General features: G+C 61.8%; 18 protein-coding genes and 1 pseudogene. 10 read left to right on the forward strand and 9 right to left on the reverse strand.

The features are described 5' to 3' along the window. Positions 1-73: 73 nt before the first annotated feature. Together amn and ACXR0M_RS20720 are read left to right on the forward strand one after the other, a co-directional pair. A complete protein-coding gene (amn, locus tag ACXR0M_RS20715; protein ID WP_458833753.1) occupies positions 74-1573 on the forward strand; it encodes an AMP nucleosidase in 1500 nt (499 codons plus the stop codon). 72 nt (positions 1574-1645) lie between these two features. Continuing rightward, a complete protein-coding gene (locus tag ACXR0M_RS20720) occupies positions 1646-2281 on the forward strand; it encodes a pseudouridine synthase (protein ID WP_458833629.1) in 636 nt (211 codons plus the stop codon). Here the strand turns inward: ACXR0M_RS20720 and ACXR0M_RS20725 are convergent. Then, positions 2276-2485, reverse strand: a complete 210-nt coding sequence (locus ACXR0M_RS20725) for a DUF2788 domain-containing protein (protein ID WP_458833630.1) — start codon at positions 2483-2485, stop codon at positions 2276-2278. The genes ACXR0M_RS20720 and ACXR0M_RS20725 overlap by 6 nt on opposite strands. 217 nt (positions 2486-2702) lie before the next feature. After that, positions 2703-3182: an Lrp/AsnC family transcriptional regulator gene (locus tag ACXR0M_RS20730; protein WP_007909658.1), complete on the reverse strand. Its 480-nt coding sequence runs from the start codon at positions 3180-3182 to the stop codon at positions 2703-2705. A gap of 454 nt (positions 3183-3636) precedes the next feature. Here ACXR0M_RS20730 and ACXR0M_RS20735 point away from each other — a divergent pair, with 454 nt between their 5' ends. Then, complete coding sequence (locus ACXR0M_RS20735; protein WP_458833631.1) at positions 3637-4647, forward strand: DUF6515 family protein; 1011 nt, start codon at positions 3637-3639, stop codon at positions 4645-4647. Between the two features lie 27 nt (positions 4648-4674). On the opposite strand, the gene ACXR0M_RS20740 is transcribed toward ACXR0M_RS20735, so the two are convergent. Then, positions 4675-5583, reverse strand: coding sequence for a cation diffusion facilitator family transporter (locus ACXR0M_RS20740; RefSeq protein WP_458833632.1), 909 nt, complete (start codon positions 5581-5583; stop codon positions 4675-4677). A 15-nt stretch (positions 5584-5598) separates the two neighbouring features. After that, positions 5599-6018: a polyribonucleotide nucleotidyltransferase gene (locus ACXR0M_RS20745; RefSeq protein WP_458833633.1), complete on the reverse strand. Its 420-nt coding sequence runs from the start codon at positions 6016-6018 to the stop codon at positions 5599-5601. 363 nt (positions 6019-6381) lie between these two features. Here ACXR0M_RS20745 and hrpB point away from each other — a divergent pair, with 363 nt between their 5' ends. Next, positions 6382-8901: an ATP-dependent helicase HrpB gene (gene hrpB, locus ACXR0M_RS20750; RefSeq protein ID WP_458833634.1), complete on the forward strand. Its 2520-nt coding sequence runs from the start codon at positions 6382-6384 to the stop codon at positions 8899-8901. 105 nt (positions 8902-9006) lie between these two features. On the opposite strand, the pseudogene ACXR0M_RS20755 reads toward hrpB, so the two are convergent. Further along, positions 9007-9904, reverse strand: a pseudogene (locus tag ACXR0M_RS20755) (EamA family transporter). Between the two features lie 45 nt (positions 9905-9949). After that, positions 9950-11227 carry an MFS transporter gene (locus ACXR0M_RS20760; RefSeq protein WP_458833635.1) on the reverse strand — a complete coding sequence of 426 codons (1278 nt, stop codon included), beginning with the start codon at positions 11225-11227 and terminating at the stop codon, positions 9950-9952. Positions 11228-11378: 151 nt separating this feature from the next. On the opposite strand from ACXR0M_RS20760, the gene ACXR0M_RS20765 reads away from it, so the two are divergent. Continuing rightward, positions 11379-11831, forward strand: a complete 453-nt coding sequence (locus ACXR0M_RS20765) for a winged helix-turn-helix transcriptional regulator (protein ID WP_458833636.1) — start codon at positions 11379-11381, stop codon at positions 11829-11831. Between the two features lie 16 nt (positions 11832-11847). Here ACXR0M_RS20765 and ACXR0M_RS20770 read toward each other — a convergent pair whose 3' ends face one another. Then, a complete protein-coding gene (locus ACXR0M_RS20770; RefSeq protein WP_458833637.1) occupies positions 11848-12927 on the reverse strand; it encodes an endonuclease/exonuclease/phosphatase family protein in 1080 nt (359 codons plus the stop codon). A gap of 74 nt (positions 12928-13001) precedes the next feature. Further along, on the reverse strand, positions 13002-13676 hold the full coding sequence (locus ACXR0M_RS20775) for a YciC family protein (RefSeq protein WP_458833638.1): 675 nt from the start codon (positions 13674-13676) through the stop codon (positions 13002-13004). Between the two features lie 178 nt (positions 13677-13854). Here ACXR0M_RS20775 and ACXR0M_RS20780 point away from each other — a divergent pair, with 178 nt between their 5' ends. The 3 genes from ACXR0M_RS20780 (at position 13855) to ACXR0M_RS20790 (ending at position 15976) form a co-directional block, all read left to right on the forward strand. After that, positions 13855-14610, forward strand: coding sequence for a DUF2076 domain-containing protein (locus ACXR0M_RS20780; protein WP_458833639.1), 756 nt, complete (start codon positions 13855-13857; stop codon positions 14608-14610). Positions 14611-14854: 244 nt separating this feature from the next. Continuing rightward, the gene (locus ACXR0M_RS20785) at positions 14855-15334 is read left to right on the forward strand and encodes a LabA-like NYN domain-containing protein (RefSeq protein ID WP_007949802.1); all 480 of its coding nucleotides are present in this window, start codon (positions 14855-14857) and stop codon (positions 15332-15334) included. A gap of 36 nt (positions 15335-15370) precedes the next feature. Continuing rightward, positions 15371-15976, forward strand: coding sequence for a 3'-5' exonuclease (locus ACXR0M_RS20790; protein ID WP_458833640.1), 606 nt, complete (start codon positions 15371-15373; stop codon positions 15974-15976). Between the two features lie 131 nt (positions 15977-16107). Here the strand turns inward: ACXR0M_RS20790 and ACXR0M_RS20795 are convergent, their stop codons facing one another. Then, a complete protein-coding gene (locus ACXR0M_RS20795) occupies positions 16108-16560 on the reverse strand; it encodes an Lrp/AsnC family transcriptional regulator (RefSeq protein ID WP_458833641.1) in 453 nt (150 codons plus the stop codon). A gap of 163 nt (positions 16561-16723) precedes the next feature. Here ACXR0M_RS20795 and yedA point away from each other — a divergent pair, with 163 nt between their 5' ends. Next, the gene (yedA, locus tag ACXR0M_RS20800; protein WP_458833642.1) at positions 16724-17665 is read left to right on the forward strand and encodes a drug/metabolite exporter YedA; all 942 of its coding nucleotides are present in this window, start codon (positions 16724-16726) and stop codon (positions 17663-17665) included. A 52-nt stretch (positions 17666-17717) separates the two neighbouring features. Beyond that, positions 17718-19055: a DEAD/DEAH box helicase gene (locus tag ACXR0M_RS20805; RefSeq protein ID WP_458833643.1), complete on the forward strand. Its 1338-nt coding sequence runs from the start codon at positions 17718-17720 to the stop codon at positions 19053-19055. The last annotated feature ends 318 nt before the right edge of the window (positions 19056-19373 follow it).

Below are 19373 nucleotides of genomic sequence, written 5' to 3' on the forward strand. Positions count from 1 at the left end.
GGTATCTCCATATTTGGGAGATTTGGTTGCAGCCACAACGCCACTGTTCCCGTGCGACCACGATGCAGGCAAGATGAAGGCCTGCAAGTCAGAACACAGGAAGCTGATCGTGACCGAAGCGTTTATTGTCGTTCAAACCGCCGAACAAGCCGTGGACCGTCTGGCCGAGCTGCATGAGCGGGCCACCACTGCGCTGAACTCGGCGCTCAAGCGTTATCTCAAGGATCGCGTCGAACCCGACGCCGAACAGCGTGCCCTGTTTCGTTATCCCGAACTGCGTCTGACCTACCTGTGTCAGGGCGAGGTCCCGCAGTCCACCCGCGCCTACGCCAAGGTGCAACTGCCGGGCACTTACAGCGTCACCGTCACCCACCCCAAGGCGTTCCGCAAATACCTGCTGGAACAACTGGTGCCGTTGATGCACGACTTCACCGTGACCGTGGAAGTCGGCGTCAGCCAGCAGAATATTCCGTACCCCTACGTGGTCGAGCAGGGCGATGAACTGGCCGGTTCCGGCGTCACCGCTGCGGTGCTGGCACGGGTGTTCCCGAGTACCGACCTGTCCGCCGCCACCGATGGCATCGCCGACGGCCTCTACGACTGGGAAAACACCGATCCGCTGCCGCTGGCGCTGTTCGACGCCGCGCGCGTCGACTTTTCCCTGCGCCGCCTGGTGCACTACACCGGCAGCGACTGGCGCCATGTGCAGCCGTGGATCCTGCTGACCAACTATCACCGCTACGTCGACCAGTTCATCGTTCATGGTCTGGAGCAACTGCGCAACGACCCGCGTTTCGTGCGCATGGTCCTGCCGGGCAACGTGATCATCGAGAAGGGCATGGATCACGGCGAAGCCTCGGCGATTGCCGCCGGCGTGGTCTGGCACCGTTATCAGATGCCGGCCTATCACCTGATCGCCAACGATGGTCATGGCGTGACCCTGGTCAACATCGGCGTCGGCCCGTCCAACGCCAAGAACATCACCGACCACCTGGCGGTGCTGCGTCCGCATTGCTGGCTGATGATCGGCCACTGCGGCGGTCTGCGCCAGTCGCAGACCATCGGCGACTATGTGCTGGCCCACGCCTACATGCGCCGCGACGGGATTCTTGATCGCGTGGTACCGCCGAACATTCCGATCCCGGCGCTGGCCGAGGTGCAACTGGCGCTGCAACAAGCGGCGGCCAATATCACCGGCGAGAAGGGCGAACAGCTGAAAAAACGCCTGCGCACCGGCACAGTGTTGACCTATGACGACCGTAACTGGGAGCTGCGCTGGGCTCAGGAACGTCCGTTGATCAACCTGTCGCGCGCCGTGGCCGTGGACATGGAAAGCGGCACCATCGCCGCCCAGGGTTATCGTCTGCGGGTGCCGTACGGCACGTTGCTGTGCGTGTCGGACAAACCGCTGCACAGTGAAATCAAGCTGCCGGGTTCGGCCAACGCGTTCTACGAGCGTGCGGTCAGCCAGCACTTGAAGATCGGCATCGAGGCAGTGGATCTGCTGCGCACCGAACTCAACTCCCTGCACTCGCGCAAACTGCGCAGCTTCGACGAGCCGCCGTTCCGTTAACGGTTAGTCGTGGCCATTTGGCGGTCGGGGCACTAGCATTAGCAGCCTTGATCGCCAGATGTTGTTTTGCCCATGTCCCGTCCCCCACGCCCACCTTCGCGCCGCCCTGGCGTGAAGCCTCAGTCGTCCTCACCGCGCCGTGTCGCCAAGGCGCCGCCGGCCGAGCCGAAGCTGATCCTGTTCAACAAACCGTTCGACGTGCTGACGCAGTTCAGCGACGAAGGCGGCCGGGCGACGCTCAAGGATTTCATCGACGTGCCCGGCATCTACCCGGCCGGACGCCTTGATCGCGACAGCGAAGGCCTGTTGCTGCTGACCAACGACGGCCAGTTGCAGGCGCGCATCGCTGATCCGAAACACAAACTGGCGAAAACCTATTGGGTGCAGGTCGAAGGCGTGCCGACAGCCGAGCAGTTGCAGCGTCTGCGTGATGGCGTCGAGTTGAACGACGGCATGACCTTACCCGCCGAAGCGCGGCAACTGGACGAGCCTGAACTCTGGCCGCGCAATCCACCGGTGCGCTTTCGCGCAACCATACCCACCTCATGGCTGGAGTTGGTGATTCGCGAGGGGCGCAACCGCCAGGTCCGGCGCATGACTGCGGCGGTCGGGCTGCCGACGTTGCGGCTGGTGCGGGTAAGAATCGGCGACTGGACGATCGACGGTCTCGATCAGGGCCAATGGAAAGAAGTGCCGGCGCGGCTATAGCGCGCCGGATTCGATCAGGCCGATCACCACGCTCTTGATGATGAACGCGGCCACGCCCAGGCCCAGCACGAAAAACAGAATGAACGAGCCGAAACGCCCGGCCTTGGACTTCTTCGCCAGATCCCAGACGATGAAACCCATGAAAGTGATCAGGATGCTGACCAGGCCGGTCATCATCCACTCTTCGAATACTGCAGGATCCATCGGGCATCTCCGGCGCAGGCGCGGCTGAAAGGGCTTGGCGATTATACGCCGAGGGTGGCTCAGGCCGCATTGATCTGCGTCGGTGTGCCGCAGTGATGGGCTGCCTGTACCGGCCTCTTCGCGAGCAAGCCCGCTCCCACAGGTGATCTCCGTTGTACACAAATTGTGTGCTCGACGAAGATCAAATGTGGGAGCGGGCTTGCTCGCGAAAGCAGTTTCAGCTGCGCAAATGAGTCAGCGGCAATTCAGTGCTGTTGAGCACCTGGTTCAGCACAAAGCTCGAGCGCACGCTGGTCACGCCTTCAATGCGGGTCAGGTGCCCCAGCAGCAGTTTCTGATAGTGATCCATGTCCGGCACCACCACCTTCAATTGATAGTCAGCATCGACGCCGGTCACCAGGCTGCATTCCAGCACCTGCGGCAGGGTGCGGATCGCCGCTTCGAAGTTCTCGAAACGCTCCGGCGTGTGTCGGTCCATGCCGATCAGCACGTAGGCGGTCAGGCTCAGGCCCAGCATCTTGCGATCAAGCAGGGCGACCTGACGGGAGATGTAGCCGTCGTCCTCCAGTTGCTTGACCCGGCGCGAGCACGGGGAGGGCGACAGACCGATGCGCTCGGCCAGTTCCTGGTTGGAGATGCGGGCGTCGCGCTGCAATTCGGCCAAAATACTCAGGTCGTAGCGGTCGAGTTTGCTCATGAATCTGTCCTTGTTTGTAACTATTGCGGCGGATTATCTATCCAGGGTTAAAAATTGCGCAAGTAGTGTTTATTTGAGCAATCTTCGCAATCCTCTGTCGCGGCCTCCGGCCTATTCTTATCACCAGAATCACTGCTCGGTAACACAGTCCACTGCGGCCCGCCAATCAGGCCCGCCGCGGCCGCCACCCCCACCGGGGATGTGCCGGCCCCCGAGCTGCACACTGTCCAGAAGACGGCGTGAGGTGAGCCGACGTCAAAAGCGTCGAGCCAGGACGAAGTTCTCTAAAGGGAGGCCGACGGGTCTCCCTTTTTTCTTGCCTGCGATTTTTGTGCCTTGCCGCCCGGCGATCCTCAATAAATAAGTTGCGTGACTGATAACCTGTCGCAGAACCCGGTGTGTGTGAGCCCGGTCTTAGTAGCAAGCCCTCTTGATACCCGTAGTGAGGAAAAGCATGAAGTCGCGCATCTGGCGTCTGGCCGGTGTTGGTTTGCTGTGTGTGAGCGTCAGTGCGCAAGCGCTGGCCGACGAGCCACAGAACCGTGGCCCCGAAAACAATGGGCGCGGTGGTGAGCATCAGGGCAATCAGGGGCATGGTGGGGACCGTCAGCCCCACGGGCCGAACAATCCGCCACCGCAGAACAACGAAATCATTCGTGGCGACAACAGCCGCCAGTTCGAGCACAACGGCCCGCAGCACAATAACGGCCAGTGGCAGAACCGCGAGCCCAATCAGCCTGCGCCGGGTCGTCAGGCGCCGCCAAACAGCCTGCCGATCCAGCCACGGCCCGACACCGTGCGCCAGACTCAGGAGCCGCGTCAGGGTTATTACCGTGACGAGCGTCCGCAGAATGGCTACCACAACCAGCAATGGCAAACCGACAACCGGCCCAATGAGCATCGCTGGCCGGGTCGCCCGGACGGGCATGGCAACGGCTGGGGGCCTGGCCCGCAATACCGCCCGGGGCATGTGATCGACCGCTTCCCGGATCGCGAATACCGCGTGCCGTATCGTGGTCAGGATTACTTCTATTCCGGCGGCTACTGGTATCGCCCGCAGGGCCCGCGCTACATCGTCGTGCAGCCGCCACGCGGGATTCGCACCCAGTATCTGCCGGACTACGCCCGTGAAGTATGGATCGGCGGTGCGCTGCTGTTCCTCGCTGCCGGTTCCTACTACGCCTATGAGGAAGCCACCCAGGATTACGTCGTGGTCGAGCCGCCGGTGCAAGCACCGCCGCCACCGCAGCCGCAATCCCAGGGTTATGACGTCGTGGCTTATCCAGCCAACGGTCAGTCGCCGCAACAGGTCCAGCAGGACGGTTACCAGTGCTACCAGTACGCGGTGCAGCAAAGTGGTTTCGATCCGCGCACCGCAACCTATCAACCAGCGCCCGAAGTGGTGCAGGCGTACCGCCAGGCTCAGGGCAATTGCCTGAGCAGCCGCGGTTATCAAGTGCAGTAGAAACAGTTGCGAGCTGCAGGTTTCGAGCTACAAGCTTGAAGCTTGGGGCTCGCGGCTTGGCGCTGCTTTTATCGGATCGGCGTGCACCAGCACCTCAGCTCGCGGGTAGGCGGCGTGAATCGCATCCGCCGCCTGATCGCTGATGCCATGCGCGACTGACAGTGTCAGCTCTCCCGGCAACTCCAGGTGCAATTGCACGAACCAGTGATTGCCCGAGATCCGCGTACGCAGGTCATGCGCGCCCAGCACGCCGGGTACACCGCAGGCCAGTTCGAGCATGTGCTGGCTGACATCGGTGGGCAACTCTTCATCCATCAGCACCGAAAAACTTTCCCGGGCGATCTGAATCGCACTCCACAAAATATACGCGGCAATCCCCAGACCGAACCACGCGTCGAGCTGATGAAAGCCCATGCCGGCGAGGATCAGCGCAAGCAGAATGCTGCCATTGAGCAGCATGTCCGAGCGGTAGTGCAGCGAGTCGGCGCGCACCGCGTTGGACCCGGTCTCCTTGATTACCCGATGTTGCAGCGTCAGCAGCGCGGCGGTCAGCAACAGCGAGAACACGATCACGCCGATGCTCAGCCACGGAGCGCCCAGCGGCTCCGGCTGCTGAATGCGCTCGTAAGCCTGAAAGGCGATCAGCAGCGCACTGCCACCGATGAACAACGCCTGCGCCATGCCTGCCAGCGATTCGGCCTTGCCGTGGCCGTAACGATGATCGTCATCGGCCGGGCGCAAGGCGTAATGCACCGCCAGAAGATTGAGCAGCGAGGTGATGCCGTCCAGCGCCGAGTCGGTGAGGCCGGCGAGCATGCTCACCGAACCGCTGAGCCACCAGGCGATGGCTTTGGCGATGATCAGCGTGCAGGCCACCGCCACCGAGGCGCGGGTTGCCAGTCGCAGCAGGCGGGCGTGTTCGGGGCTGGATGTCATGGGCTATTGAGATCCTTATGCGGCAGGTTGCAGGCCATACATCGCCAGTTGCTGGGTGCTGCCCTTGTGCTGGATCAGGCGCGGATCGTCCAGCGGCAGGTTGCGGCCCAGCTCGGTTTCGAGAATAGCCTGCAACTTGAGGTTATCGACCTGACCGTCCGGGCCGATGGCCTGTTTCAGTTTGGCTGGATCGACTTGTGCGGTGTGACCCGGCTCGAAATAGATCGCGCCGGTGGTGAAGTCCACTGCAAACGCGATCAGCCCGGGAATTACGTAGAACAGCAGGCCCACGGCGTCGAGCACGGCAATCGCCGGATCAATCTTGCCATCGATCTGCCCGCGCCGGTCCGGGTAGAAAATCGAACCGCAGGCGCTGATTTGGGTGAGCAGGGTAGCGACCAGTACACCGCCGATCAGGCGAGAAGGTAAACGCATGGGAAATCTCCTGAGTCATCTGATAACGAAGCTTCGTCTTGTGAAGTTAAGACCCTGACGAACGCCCGGCAGTTCGCCGTTATACTCGCCGCTGGCAGGGCGTGCCCACAGTAAATTGCGGCCTCGTCTCACCCCTACCGAAATATGTTGAGGATTGAAGTTGTTTTCTCCAGATCGACACCGCGTGAAGGCTGATGAATCCTGTAGGGGTTTGGCCCTCCGGGCTAAAGCTGTGAGCGCGCCATGCTGCGTTGCGGAACTTGGCAAGGAAACGACCCTTACCTGCGTCCCGCGCCTTGCCTGGCACGCTCACAGCTTTAACGCGACTCGCAATTTACTGTGGGCACGCCCTGGGGAGCCAGCATGATTTCCCTGCCGATCGATGAAGTTTTACCCGCCCTGCGTGAAGCGTTGGCGACACGTCACGAAGCCGTGCTCGAAGCACCGCCCGGCGCCGGTAAAACCACCCGCGTGCCCTTGGCCTTGCTTGATGAAGCGTGGCTGGCCGGGCAGACCATTCTGATGCTCGAACCACGCCGTCTGGCGGCGCGGGCAGCGGCGGAACGGTTGGCCAGTGAGCTGGGCGAGAAGGTCGGGGAAACCGTCGGTTATCGCATCCGCCTCGACAGCAAGGTTGGCCCCGATACCCGTATCGAAGTGGTCACTGAAGGCATTCTCACCCGACGTCTGCAGGATGATCCGGCGCTGGAAGGCGTGGGCCTGCTGATCTTCGACGAATTTCACGAGCGCAGCCTCGATGCCGATCTGGCACTGGCCCTGAGTTTGAACGGGCGCGAACTGTTCCGCGCTGAACAGCCGCTGAAGATTTTGCTGATGTCCGCCACGCTGGAGGGCGAGCGCCTGTCCGGCTTGCTGGATGACGCGCCGATCCTGCGCAGCGAAGGGCGCATGTACCCGGTGACGATGCGCTGGGGCCGGCCGTTCCAGCCCGGCGAATACATCGATCAGCGCGTGACCCAGACTGTCCTCGAAGCCCTGCACGATGAGACCGGCAGCCTGCTGGTGTTTCTGCCGGGGCAGGCGGAAATCCGTCGCGTGCATCAGCAATTGAGTGATGCCATTGGCGAGCGCAGCGACGTTTTGCTCTGCCCATTGCATGGCGAACTGGATCTGAACGCCCAACGCGCCGCCATCGATCCGGCCCCGGCCGGCCAGCGCAAAGTGGTGCTGGCGACCAACATCGCCGAGACCAGTCTGACCATCAACGGCGTGCGCGTGGTGATCGATGCCGGGCTGGCGCGGGTGCCGCGTTTCGATCCCGGCAGCGGCATGACCCGCCTCGACACCCAGCGCATTTCCAAGGCCAGCGCCACCCAGCGCGCCGGACGGGCGGGGCGGCTGGAGCCGGGGGTGTGTTATCGCCTGTGGTCGCAGGATCAGCACGAACAACTCGCCGCGTATGGCAGTGCGGAAATTCTTTCGGCGGACCTCGCGAGTCTGGCGTTGCAACTCGGACGCTGGGGCGTGACCCCGGGCGAACTGGTCTGGCTCGACGTGCCACCGGCCGCAGCGTATGCCCAGGCGCAGGATTTACTCGCACGTCTCGGCGCACTCGACGGGCAGAGCCTGAATGCTCACGGTCAGGCCATGGCCGAATTACCGGCGCACCCGCGCATCGCGCATTTGTTGCTGCGCGGTCAGGCGCTGGGGCTGGCGAACATGGCGTGTGACGTCGCGGCACTGCTCGGCGAGCGCGACATCCTGCGCGGTGCCGGCGCGGATCTGCACAGCCGCCTGGTTCTGCTCTCCGGCGAGGAACGTGCGGCGCGCGGCGCTCAGGGCGGGGTGCAAAGAGCCCGGCAACTGGCGCGGCAGTATCGTGGTTATTTGCGCGGCAAACCCAGCGAGCCGGTCAGCGATCCTGATCATCCGCGCTGGCTCGGTGCGTTGCTGGCGCTGGCCTATCCGGACCGCGTCGCCCAGCAGCGTCGTGCCGGCGGTGCGGAATACCGTCTGGCCAATGGCCGCGCAGCGCTGTTCGCCGAAGCGGACAGCCTGATGAAGGAGCCGTGGATTGTCATCGCCGACCTCGGCAGCCGGCAGGGCCAGCGTGAGGAGCGGATTTATCTGGCGGCGGATTTCGATCCGGCGCTGTTCGATTCGGTGTTGGCCGAGCAGGTGAGCTGCGTCGATCAACTGGACTGGGACGAGCGCGAAGGCGTGCAGCGTGCCGAGCGCCAGCGCAAGGTCGGCGAGCTGATCCTCAGCCGCGAACCGTTGACCGGTCTCGACGAGGCGGCGCGCAGTCAGGCGCTGGTCAATCTGGTGCGGCGCAAGGGCCTGGAGCTGCTGCCGTGGACACCTGAGCTACGCCAGTGGCAGGCGCGGGTGGCGTTGTTGCGCAAACTGGATCTCGACGGCAAGGGTGAAAGTCAGTGGCCGGATGTCAGCGACGCGACCCTGCTCGAGACTCTCGAAGACTGGCTGATGCCCTATCTGGGCAAAGTCTCGCGACTGAGCCATTTCGCCAACCTCGACCTGTCGAACATCGTGCGTAACCTGTTGCCGTGGCCATTGCCGCAGCAGCTCGATGAGCTGGCGCCGCATCATCTGAGCGTGCCGTCCGGGTCATCGATTCGTCTGGATTACAGCGAGCATCCGCCGATTCTCGCCGTGCGTTTGCAGGAACTGTTCGGCCTCGCCGAGACCCCGCGAATTGCCGGCGGGCGGCAGGTGGTCAAGTTGCACCTGCTGTCTCCGGCGCGGCGGCCGGTGCAGGTGACGCAGGATCTGGCCAACTTCTGGCGCAGCACCTATGCCGAGGTGAAGAAAGATCTGAAGGGGCGCTATCCCAAGCACTATTGGCCGGACGATCCGCTGGTGGCAGAGGCGACGGCGCGGGCCAAGCCCAGAGGGACGTGAGCCTGGTGTGAGCCCCGGCTGACCGGGGCCTGGCTCAAACTCCATGGCTGCGGTGGGCGATGCGCTCCGGGCAACGCGCGTCGCCAATTTCACGTCTTCCCAGACTCATATTGAAGTGCGCGCAGAACGCGCAAACGCAGCATTGAAAATCCGCTGTCCATAGAGGCCGACGGCCAGACCCAGCACGATCAGCACCACCGCCAGCACTTTGTTCGCCGGTACGCTTTCGTGAAAGATCACCACCGAGCCGAGCATGCCGAAGATCGGCACCAGCAACGACAGCGGCGCGACCGTCGATACCGGGTAGGTCTTGAGCAGCGAGTTCCAGATCCAGTAGGCGAACAGCGTGTTCGGATAAACCTGGAACAGAATCGACAACACCGCCGTGCTGTCGGCCTGCTGGATGAACGTGGTGTAACCGGCGCTGCCGTTCACCGCGTAATCCAGAGCAAACAGCGGGATGGGCGCAAAGGCGCTCGACCACACCAGAAAGCCGAAGACCTCTTTGGTGCTGGCCTTCTTGTTGATGATGTTGGCGACACTCCAGGACGCTGCGCCCAGCAGCACCAACAATACGCCCGGCAGACTGACCGAACCGTCACTGATGAGGATGATGCACAGCAGGCCGCCGAGTGCGATGAGCATGCCGAGCACTTGAAAGCGGGTCAGTGCTTCCTTGAATACCCAACCACCGAGCAGGAGGGTGAAGAACGCGCTGAACTGCAGCACCAGCGAGGCGATGCCCGCCGACAGCCCGGCCTTGATGCCCAGGTTGACGACGCCCCACAGACCAATGCCGAACACCAGGCCGTAACCGATGATGAAGCGCCATGGCACGTTCGGTTTACGGATGAAAAAGATCGCCGGTAATGCACAGAGACTGAAGCGGATTCCCGCCAGGATAAACGGATCGACGGTGGCCAGGCCCAGCTTGATCACCGAGAAGTTGACCCCCCCAGATTGCCGTGATCAGAACAGCCAATACGACGTGCAATGGTTTCATGGATGATTCGCCTTGTTAGGTGCGGAGGATGGCATGCGACGGATGTCAGGTGTTCGGCGAGGATCGGGCGGTCAGTTGCAGATAACACCAATACAGCAGGGCAACGCCGCTTATCAGCGCGCCCAATAGACAAACAGCGACCCAGCCCAGGTGCGCATAGGTGTAAGTAGCGGCAATTGCACCGGCGCCGCTGCCCAACGAGTAGAAACACATGTAAGCGCCCACCAGTCGGCTCTGGGCGTCGGGCCGTGCGGCGAAAAGCAGACTCTGGTTGGTGACGTGGACGGCTTGCACGGCGAAGTCCAGCAGCACCACGCCGACGACCATGGCCAACAGCGAGCTTTCGACAAATGCAGTGGGCAGCCACGACATCGTCAGCAGCGCCAGGGCTATGCCGGTGGTGCGATTGCCCTGGCCCTTATCGGCCAGGCGCCCGGCCTTGGCCGCCGCCAGCGCACCGGCGACACCGGCCAGCCCGAACAGGCCGATCTGGGTGTGCGACAGCGACAGCGGCGGTGCGCTGAGCGGCAGCACCATGGCTGTCCACAACACGCTGAACGCGGCGAAGATCAGCAGGGCAAAGATGCCTCTGACGCGCAAGGTTCGTTCAGTCAGAAAGAGCTGCAACACCGAACCCAGCAAACGCCAGTAGCTGCCTTTGGCCGGCGGGGTGGTGGAGGCCGGCAGGGTCCGATACAGCACCAGCGCCATGCCCACCATCAGCGCCGCCGAGACGAAGTAGACACCGCGCCAGCCCGCCAGATCGGCGACTGCGCCGGAGACGAAACGCGCCAGAAGAATCCCCAGCACCACGCCGCTGGTCACCGTGCCGATGGCTTGGCCTCTCTGCTCGGGGCTGGCCAGGGTGGCGGTGTAGGCGACCAGCACTTGCACCACCACCGCCATCATTCCGACCAGCACCATCGTGCCGAGCAGCATGCCCCAATCCTGCGCCGCACCCACCGCGCACAGCGCAGCGGCGGACAGCAGCATTTGCGTGAGGATCAAGCCTTTGCGGTTGAGCAGATCGCCCAATGGCACGACAAACAGCAAGCCAAGCGCGTAGCCAGCCTGGGTCGCCGTCACGACGATGCCGATGGTGCCGGGCGCCACGGACAAGCTGGCGGCCATGGATTGCAGAAGGGGCTGGGCGAAATAGACGTTGGCCACCGCCATGGCGCAGGTGATGGCGAAGAGGAATGTCTGGTAACGGCTTAGCTCGCTGTTTTGTGCATTGCCGAGCGATGCATTTGTACGGACTGCCGCGCCTGAGTTTTCGGTTTCGACGTCCATTTTCGAAGGCTTCAGGGGATTCAACGGCATCATTTCGTCCTTGGAAATACTGGTTTCGAAACGAAACCGATGCGTTGATTTTTAACTGAGCTGGTTTTAATCTGCAACCGGTTTTATAGATATTTTTGTCTGTCGTTAGCGCTTTTTTTCTAGCGTGTTACCCCTCAAAAACTGGAGAGACATGGCCAGACAACAATTACTGGCTGAAAGCGAATGCCCTGTGGCGCGCACGCTTGAGGCCATCGGCGACCGCTGGATGCTGATGATCATCCGCGACGCCTTCGACGACGTGCGTCGTTTCAGTGAATTTCAAAAACGCCTGGGTCTGGCGAAAAACATCCTGACGGTCAAGCTCAAGAAGCTGGTCGAGTTGGGCGTGTTGGAGATTCAGCCCGCCTCAGACGGCACGGCTTATAAAGAATATGTACTGACCGAGATGGGACGATCGGTATTCCCCATCGTCATCAGCATGCGGCAGTGGGGCGAACGGTTTCTGTTCAGTCAGGGCGAGAGTCATTCGGTGCTGCTGGATAATGAGAACGCCGAATCCATCGAGACGATTAGCGTGCGCTCGAAGGCTGGCAAGGTGCTGGGGCCGGCCGACTGCCACCGGCGGCTGGTCAAGCGCCGCTGATGGCAACGCCGTCCGTTCAAGGGGCGGCGGGCAGGAGGAAGCGCGCGATGACTGGTAAATGGTCGGAAATCCGCAACGTGTCGTCCTGGCGTACGGTGGCCTCGAGCCGTTTGATCTTCGGACTGTAGAACAGGTAGTCGACCGTGCGATCCGGGCCATTCAGGCCGGGGTCGTTGGGGTAGTGGGTCAGCCACTTCGCGCGGTCGATGCCACTGGCTTCGTTGTTGGTCGGGATCATCGGATACTTGTCCCACAGCAGGTGCAGCGCGCTGTCGATCGAGTAGGGCGTGCGCTGCTCGGCGGGCAGGCGTTGATACTGACCCAGCGGCAACAGATTGAAGTCACCGCCGATCAGCCATGGCAGTCCCTGACTTTCATACTTGTCGAGCACTTTGGCCACCGCCGTCACTTGCGCCTGCACGGTGTCGTCGGGCTGGCTGGCGCGGTCCAGATGGGTGTTGAACACCGTCAGTTGTCCGCCATCACTCAGCGGCAGTCGAGTAGCGAGCAGGGCATCCTTGGGGGCGAATTGACGGGTGATAAAGTTCGCCGGGGGAACCGGCAATTGCAGGCGTTCCGCATGATCGATGCGGTAGCGGCTCAACGTCGCCAGCTGTCGGCCAACGCTGCCGAAGATATGCGGGTCAGGGACGAAATCGGCCTTCCAGTCGAAGGCGTGGGCGCTGCATGGGTAGAGGTCGGTAACCCGCTCCTGCAGCAGTTTCAGCTGATTCTGGTAATCACTGGCCTTGGCGCCATCATCCAGTTCCTGCAGCAGCACCACGTCCGGCTGCTCGTCGCGAATCACCCGCGCCACTTCGTCGAGGCTGAAGGCCATGTCTTCGGTGGTCGGCGCTTCGTCAGTGCCCTGGGCCAGATCATTCCAGAATACGTAGCGCTTGCCCGCCAGGTACTGCACGTTCCAGGTCATCACTTTCAGGGCTTGCCCGGGCACCAGACTCGGTGGGCTACCCGTGCAGGTGACAGGCAAGGTTTCCCGGGCCTCCGGGCGCCAGGTCAGGCTGTAGATCAACCCGCCGATCAGGGCGATGGCGAGCACAATCAGTAACAGGGTGTAGCGCAGCAGACGGGGCATGGCTCGGCTTATCGCGTTACAAAGATGGCCCCGAGCATACCCGAGCGCAGGCGTCTGGCCCAAGGCCTCTGCAGTCAGATTGCTCCACTGCGTTTGTCAGGCAATTCGCTGATCAGCATGAACAGACGGAACAGCACCACGCTGGTGAAAAGTTGCAGGAAGCTGTGCGCACTGTCGATCAATATCGCGAGCAACGGATTTTGCGGGTCGGGATACACCGCCAGGGTCGCGCCCTTGAGCAGCCACAACGGCCCCATCACACACAGAATGCACAACAGGATCCGCCAGAAATGCCCACGGGTCAGGCGCAGGCTTTCCTTCATCGCCTGCAACGGCCCGAGGCCGCGCAGCACCAGCAGGTATTCGGCGAACGCCAGCATCACCATCAGCATCAGGCCCGGCAGAAAGTACAGCGACAGCCCCAGCAGAATCAGCAAGGTATTGAGCGCGGTGAGCAGGGCGAAGCGCGGCCACAGCCGGGCAGACATCGCCAGCAAGTCGAGCGTGCCGGGGGCTTCGCCACGGGTGCGAGCGTCGAGGAACAGGATCAGCGCGGCGGTGTACAGCGGATACACCAGCAGACCGACCACCACACTGGCGGCAGAGAAACTGTCCGGGTCGGTGACGTGGTCCACCACTTGCTGCAACGCAGCCTCGAAGATCACCAGCGGCAGGCACAGCTGCACGATGCTGACCAGGTGGCGTTTGAAAAAATACAGCGAGTCACGCAGTACATCGAAGGCATTCATCAGTCGGTATCGCAGGTCGAAAACAGTGGCTCACTTTAACCGATGATGCGCGGGCCGACACAAACGTAAACATTCGGTAAAGGTCGTTGAAACATCCTCTTACTGCCTCCATTACAGAGGGGCGCCATGTCCACCGTGGACACGGGCAACGTTATCTCCGGCAATCTACGAGGTCGCCATGAACAGCGAAGAGCAAACCCTGATCGATGGACTGTTTTCCCGGCTGCAACAGGCCGAAACGGAGGCAGCCCCGCGCGACGCCCAGGCCGAGGCGCGGATCAAGGAACACCTGACCCGCCAGCCGGCGGCAGGTTATTTCATGACCCAGGCGATTCTGGTGCAAGAGGCGGCGATCAAGAGCCTCGACGAGCAGAACAAACAACTGACCCAGCAAGTCCAGCAATTGCAGGCCGAACTGCAAGCGGCCAAGGCCCAGACGTCGGCCCCGGCATCCAGCGGTGGCGGTGGCTTTCTGTCCAGCATCTTCGGCGGCAGCTCGCGTCCGGCCCCGACTCAGAGTGCTCCGGCGTCCACCGGCGGCTGGCGTGAACCGGCCCCGCAACAGAATTACGCAGCACCCGCGCCCCAACAGAACTATGCCGCGCCACCGCCCAACTACGCACAGCAGGCGGCGCCGGCAGCTGGCAGCAGCTTCCTCGGCGGCGCCCTCAAAACCGCCGCTGGCGTGGCCGGTGGTGTGATGCTGGCACAGGGCATCAGCAGCCTGTTCCATCACAATCAGCAGCCTGAAGAAATCGTTGAAGTGATCAAGGAAGAGCCGGCGCAAGTGGCGGACCAGAGCAACAACGACTGGGGCAACGATCAGCGCATGGCCGGCAACGACAGCTTCGGCAACGATCAGGGCGGGTTCACCGATACCGACTACAGCGACGACAACTCGTCGTTCTTTGATGACGATGATTCCTTTGTCTGACTGATCAGCCGCCAGTACCAAACTTGTGGTGAGGGGATTTATCCCCGATGGGCAGCGCAGCGGCCCCCTGAAATGGGACTGCTGCGCAGTCCATCGGGGATAAATCCCTTCGCCACATCCACCATCCGTCCGGAGGGGTGGGGCGATTATTCGCTGAACATTCCTCTTGGCTGGCATACTGAGCGCCTTTTTCGGGCCCGGCGCCTGATCCCGCTTCGTGCGCTACGCGCTCACAGGAATCCCGGTGAAAAAAATCGCAGTGTTCGCCGACGTGCAGAACCTCTACTACACCGTGCGTCAGGCCTATGGTTGTCACTTCAACTACGCCGCGTTGTGGGCCGACATCAGCAAGGACGGGCAGATTGTCGAGGCCTATGCCTATGCGATCGACCGTGGCGACAGCAAGCAGCAGCAGTTCCAACAGATCCTGCGCAACCTCGGTTTCACCGTGAAACTCAAGCCATATATCCAGCGCAGTGATGGCTCGGCCAAGGGCGATTGGGACGTCGGCATCACCTTGGACATCATGGACGCCGCCGACCATGTCGACGAAATCGTCCTGGCCTCCGGTGACGGCGACTTCGACATGCTGCTCGAACGCATCATCAGCAAGCACGGGGTCCAGGCCGTGGCCTACGGCGTGCCCGGCCTGACCGCCAACTCGCTGATCCGCGCCGCCAGCCGTTACGTGCCGATCGAAGGCGCGCTGTTGTTGAAGAACTGAACAGTTATTGAAGATTTGTACGGAGTTGAACCCGGTTTGGAACGCATTGCAGTCATCGACTTTGAAACCACCGGCCTGTCGCCGAACAGCAGCTGTCGCGCCACGGAAATCGCCGTGGTCATGCTGGAAAACGGTCGTATCGTCGAGCGTTACCAGAGCCTGATGAACACCGGCGTGCGCGTCCCGGCCTTCATCGAACAACTGACCGGCATCAGCAACGCCATGCTGCGCACCGCGCCTGCGGCCGAGCGAGTGATGGAAGAGGTCAACGAGTTCGTCGGCTGCACGCCGCTGGTCGCGCACAACGCTTCGTTCGACCAGAAGTTCTGGGACTTTGAACTGGGGCGGATCAAGCGTACGAGATTGCAGAACTTTGCCTGCTCGCTGCTGCTGGCGCGGCGCTTGATGCCGGCGGCGCCGAATCACAAGCTCGGAACGCTCACCACCTTCGCCCGCCTGCCGCACACCGGCCAGGCGCACAGGGCGATGGCGGATGCGGAGATGGCGGCCAACCTGATGGCGCATCTGGCCGGAGAATTGCGGCACAAGCATGGCGTGCGTGAGTTGAATCACGACCTGTTGTGCAAATTGCAGAAAGTCCCCGCCGCCAAAGTCAGCGAACACCTGCAGCGCTACCGCTGATCACAAAGCCCCCCTGTAGGAGCTGCCGCAGGCTGCGATCTTTTGATCTTGCTTTTAAGAAGATCAAGGTCAAAAGATCGTCCGATCGCGGCCCGAGCCTGCGGCAGCTCCTACAGGGGACGGTGCCCGAATCATTTTCCGTTATGTTCGATATGGCTGAGCGGCACGCGCTTCTCGATCGCGCTCGACAACACAATCGAGGTCTTGCTGAAGCCGAACTTCGCCACGCGATTGATCAACTCCTCCAGCTCTGTCATCGATCCCACTGCACCCTTCATCATCACGCATGGATCGCCCGTGACCCGGAAACATTCGGTCAGTTGCGGGATTTTCACCAGTTCGTCGTAAACCTTCTGGCTGCCGTTCTGGTGCAGGCGCAGTTCGATCATGCACTGGATCGGCAAACCGATTTTCGACAGGTCGATGTTCGCCTGATACCCGGTGATCACCCCGGACGCCTCAAGCTTGGCCACGCGCTCGGCCACCGCCGGGGCGGACAGGTTCACTTTGCGCGCCAGATCGGCGTAGGACGCGCGACCGTTTTCCAACAGGGCGCTGAGCAGCATGCGGTCGTATTTGTCCACGGCCGGACTCCTGAAATTGCCAGACTTTCGAAATCGTGGTTTATTCCGCCGATCTCCGTTCTTTCAAAAGTGTACCGGCGCGATAAACAGGTTTTGTAGCTTATTTTTGCTCGCGGGCCTTTCTAGAATAATTCATCCGCTACCGCTGACTGTCGAGCTGCCCATGCCTGCCTTGCGCCGTTTTTCCTTGCCGTTGATCGCTGCGTTTTTCGCGTTGTATGTGATTTGGGGATCGACCTATCTGGTGATCCGCCTCGGCGTCGAATACTGGCCGCCGCTGCTGCTGGGCGGGGTGCGCTTCGTGATTGCCGGTAGTCTGATGTACGCTTTTCTGCGCTGGCGCGGGGCACCGGCGCCGACCTGGGCGCAGTGGAAAGCGGCGGGGCTGATCGGAATTCTGCTGCTCAGTTTCGGTAACGGTGCGGTCAGTGTCGCCGAGCACACCGGCGTGGCTTCCGGTGTGGCCGCTTTGGCGGTTGCCACGGTGCCGTTGTTCACATTGCTCTTCGGTTATTTCTGGGGCGCGCGCAATACGCGGCTGGAATGGGCCGGGGTAGCGTTGGGGATTATCGGCATCGCCATGCTCAACATGGGCTCCAACCTGCAATCCAGTCCGCTGGGCGCGGCGTTGCTGATCTTCGCGGCGGCGACCTGGGCGTTTGGTTCGGTGTGGAGCAAACACCTTCCGCTGCCCCAAGGCGCGATGGCCAGTGCGGTGGAGATGCTGGTGGGCGGCGTAGTGCTGTTGATTGGCAGCGCGGTCAGTGGCGAACATCTGCAAGCCATGCCGCCCCTCGAAGGCTGGCTGGCGCTGGCCTATCTGATCTTTTTCGGCTCGATCATCGCCTTCAATTCCTACATGTACCTGCTCAAACACGTGCGTCCGGCGGCGGCCACCAGTTATGCCTACGTCAACCCGGCGGTGGCGGTGTTGCTGGGGATCGTGTTTGTCGGCGAAACCATTGGCGTGGAAGAAGCGCTGGCCATGCTGGTGATCATCAGCGCGGTGGTACTGATCGGTCTGCCGCAATGGCGGCGCCCGGCGCAGCCGCTCGTCGCGGAGCCAACGAAGACTGCCGTGTCCGCGGAGCAGCGTGCGAATTAGGGTAAACTGCGCGCCATCGCACACTTGCTCTGATTTTTCCTACGGTACTCCCATGACTTTCGCCTCTCTTGGCCTGATCGAACCCTTGCTGCGCTCCCTCGAGACGCTCGGCTACCAGACTCCAACGCCGGTTCAGGCGCAAGCCATTCCGGCGGTGCTGGCCGGTCGTGACCTGATGGCCGCGGCCCAGACCGGCACCGGCAAGACCGCCGGTTTCGCCTTGCCGCTGCTACAGTTGCTGGCCATGGAAGGGCCGAAAGTAGCCGCTAATTCGGCGCGTGCGCTGATTCTGGTGCCGACCCGCGAGCTGGCGGAGCAGGTTCATGAGTCTGTGCGCCAGTATGCGGAAAATCTGCCGCTGCGCACTTATGCGGTGTACGGCGGCGTCAGCATCAATCCGCAGATGATGAAGCTGCGCGGTGGTGTGGATGTGCTGGTCGCCACGCCTGGTCGCCTGATCGATCTGTTCCGCCAGAACGCGTTGAAACTCGATCAGTTGCAAACCCTGGTGCTCGATGAAGCAGACCGCATGCTCGACCTGGGCTTCTCCGAAGAACTGGCGAACATTTACCGCATGCTGCCGAAAAAACGCCAGACCCTGCTGTTCTCCGCGACCTTCTCCGATGACATCCGCCTGCTGGCCGGGCAGATGCTCAACGATCCGCTGAGCATCGAAGTCAGCCCGCGCAACGTCGCAGCCAACACCGTCAAGCAGTGGGTGGTGACGGTGGACAAGAAGCGCAAGCCGGAACTGTTCGTGCACTTGATGCGCAAGAACAAGTGGAAGCAGGTGCTGGTGTTCGCCAAGACCCGCAACGGCGTCGACGCGCTGGTGGAAAAACTCCAGGGCCTCGGGGTTAACGCCGACGGCATCCATGGTGACAAGCCGCAAGCGACCCGTCAGCGTGCGCTGGATCGTTTCAAACTCAGTGAAGTGCAGATTCTGGTGGCCACCGACGTGGCAGCCCGTGGTCTGGATATCGAAGACTTGCCGCTGGTGGTCAACTTCGACCTGCCGATCGTTGCCGAGGATTACATCCACCGCATCGGTCGTACTGGCCGCGCGGGTTCGACCGGTGAGGCGATCTCGCTGGTATGCGCGGATGAAGTGAACATGTTGTCGGCGATTGAAATGCTGACCCGCAGCACGTTGAAGCGTGAGGTTGAGCCGGACTTCGTGCCTGAGCACCGCGTGCCGGACACCGATGCCAGTGGCCAGGTGATCAAGAAGCCGAAGAAACCGAAAAAGCCGAAGACCTCCGGCGGTGGCGGCAAGCGTAATCTCGGCAAGTGGGTGGACAGTGGCGAGACTCAGGCGCCGGAGCCTTCGATCAAGCCTGTGCGTAAAGTGCCGGTGTTCAATACCGGGCCGCGCAAGCGTAAACCTTAAAGATCAAAAGCCCCTCACCCTAACCCTCTCCCAGAGGGAGAGGGGACTGATCGAGTTGTTTTGGCGAGTTATGCCGACCTGAAATCCCGAGTCGAACTCAGGTTATGCAAAGCACCTGATCGAAGAATCCATACTCGACTCGGTCTTTCAGGTCGACGGATGACGCTCGGTCGGCACCCTCTCCCAGAGGGAGAGGGGACTGATTGGGGGATGCTCGAATTTACGCCGACCTGACTCTGTGGCGGTGAATCCATAATCGACCGGGCGTTCGCCAGTTACCTCGTCGGCTGACCGAATCCATACTCGACTCGGTCTTTC

Source organism: Pseudomonas sp. Eth.TT006 (assembly GCF_054456575.1).

Coding starts and splice junctions, on each gene's coding strand:
- ACXR0M_RS20730 (WP_007909658.1), bottom strand. CDS start 3,182: ATGAGCAAACTCGACCGCTACGACCTGAGTATTTTGGCCGAATTGCAG.
- ACXR0M_RS20735 (WP_458833631.1), top strand. CDS start 3,637: ATGAAGTCGCGCATCTGGCGTCTGGCCGGTGTTGGTTTGCTGTGTGTG.
- ACXR0M_RS20725 (WP_458833630.1), bottom strand. CDS start 2,485: ATGGATCCTGCAGTATTCGAAGAGTGGATGATGACCGGCCTGGTCAGC.
- yedA (WP_458833642.1), top strand. CDS start 16,724: ATGCCTGCCTTGCGCCGTTTTTCCTTGCCGTTGATCGCTGCGTTTTTC.
- ACXR0M_RS20740 (WP_458833632.1), bottom strand. CDS start 5,583: ATGACATCCAGCCCCGAACACGCCCGCCTGCTGCGACTGGCAACCCGC.
- ACXR0M_RS20720 (WP_458833629.1), top strand. CDS start 1,646: ATGTCCCGTCCCCCACGCCCACCTTCGCGCCGCCCTGGCGTGAAGCCT.
- ACXR0M_RS20775 (WP_458833638.1), bottom strand. CDS start 13,676: ATGAATGCCTTCGATGTACTGCGTGACTCGCTGTATTTTTTCAAACGC.
- ACXR0M_RS20765 (WP_458833636.1), top strand. CDS start 11,379: ATGGCCAGACAACAATTACTGGCTGAAAGCGAATGCCCTGTGGCGCGC.
- ACXR0M_RS20805 (WP_458833643.1), top strand. CDS start 17,718: ATGACTTTCGCCTCTCTTGGCCTGATCGAACCCTTGCTGCGCTCCCTC.
- amn (WP_458833753.1), top strand. CDS start 74: ATGAAGGCCTGCAAGTCAGAACACAGGAAGCTGATCGTGACCGAAGCG.
- ACXR0M_RS20770 (WP_458833637.1), bottom strand. CDS start 12,927: ATGCCCCGTCTGCTGCGCTACACCCTGTTACTGATTGTGCTCGCCATC.
- hrpB (WP_458833634.1), top strand. CDS start 6,382: ATGATTTCCCTGCCGATCGATGAAGTTTTACCCGCCCTGCGTGAAGCG.
- ACXR0M_RS20760 (WP_458833635.1), bottom strand. CDS start 11,227: ATGCCGTTGAATCCCCTGAAGCCTTCGAAAATGGACGTCGAAACCGAA.
- ACXR0M_RS20745 (WP_458833633.1), bottom strand. CDS start 6,018: ATGCGTTTACCTTCTCGCCTGATCGGCGGTGTACTGGTCGCTACCCTG.
- ACXR0M_RS20780 (WP_458833639.1), top strand. CDS start 13,855: ATGAACAGCGAAGAGCAAACCCTGATCGATGGACTGTTTTCCCGGCTG.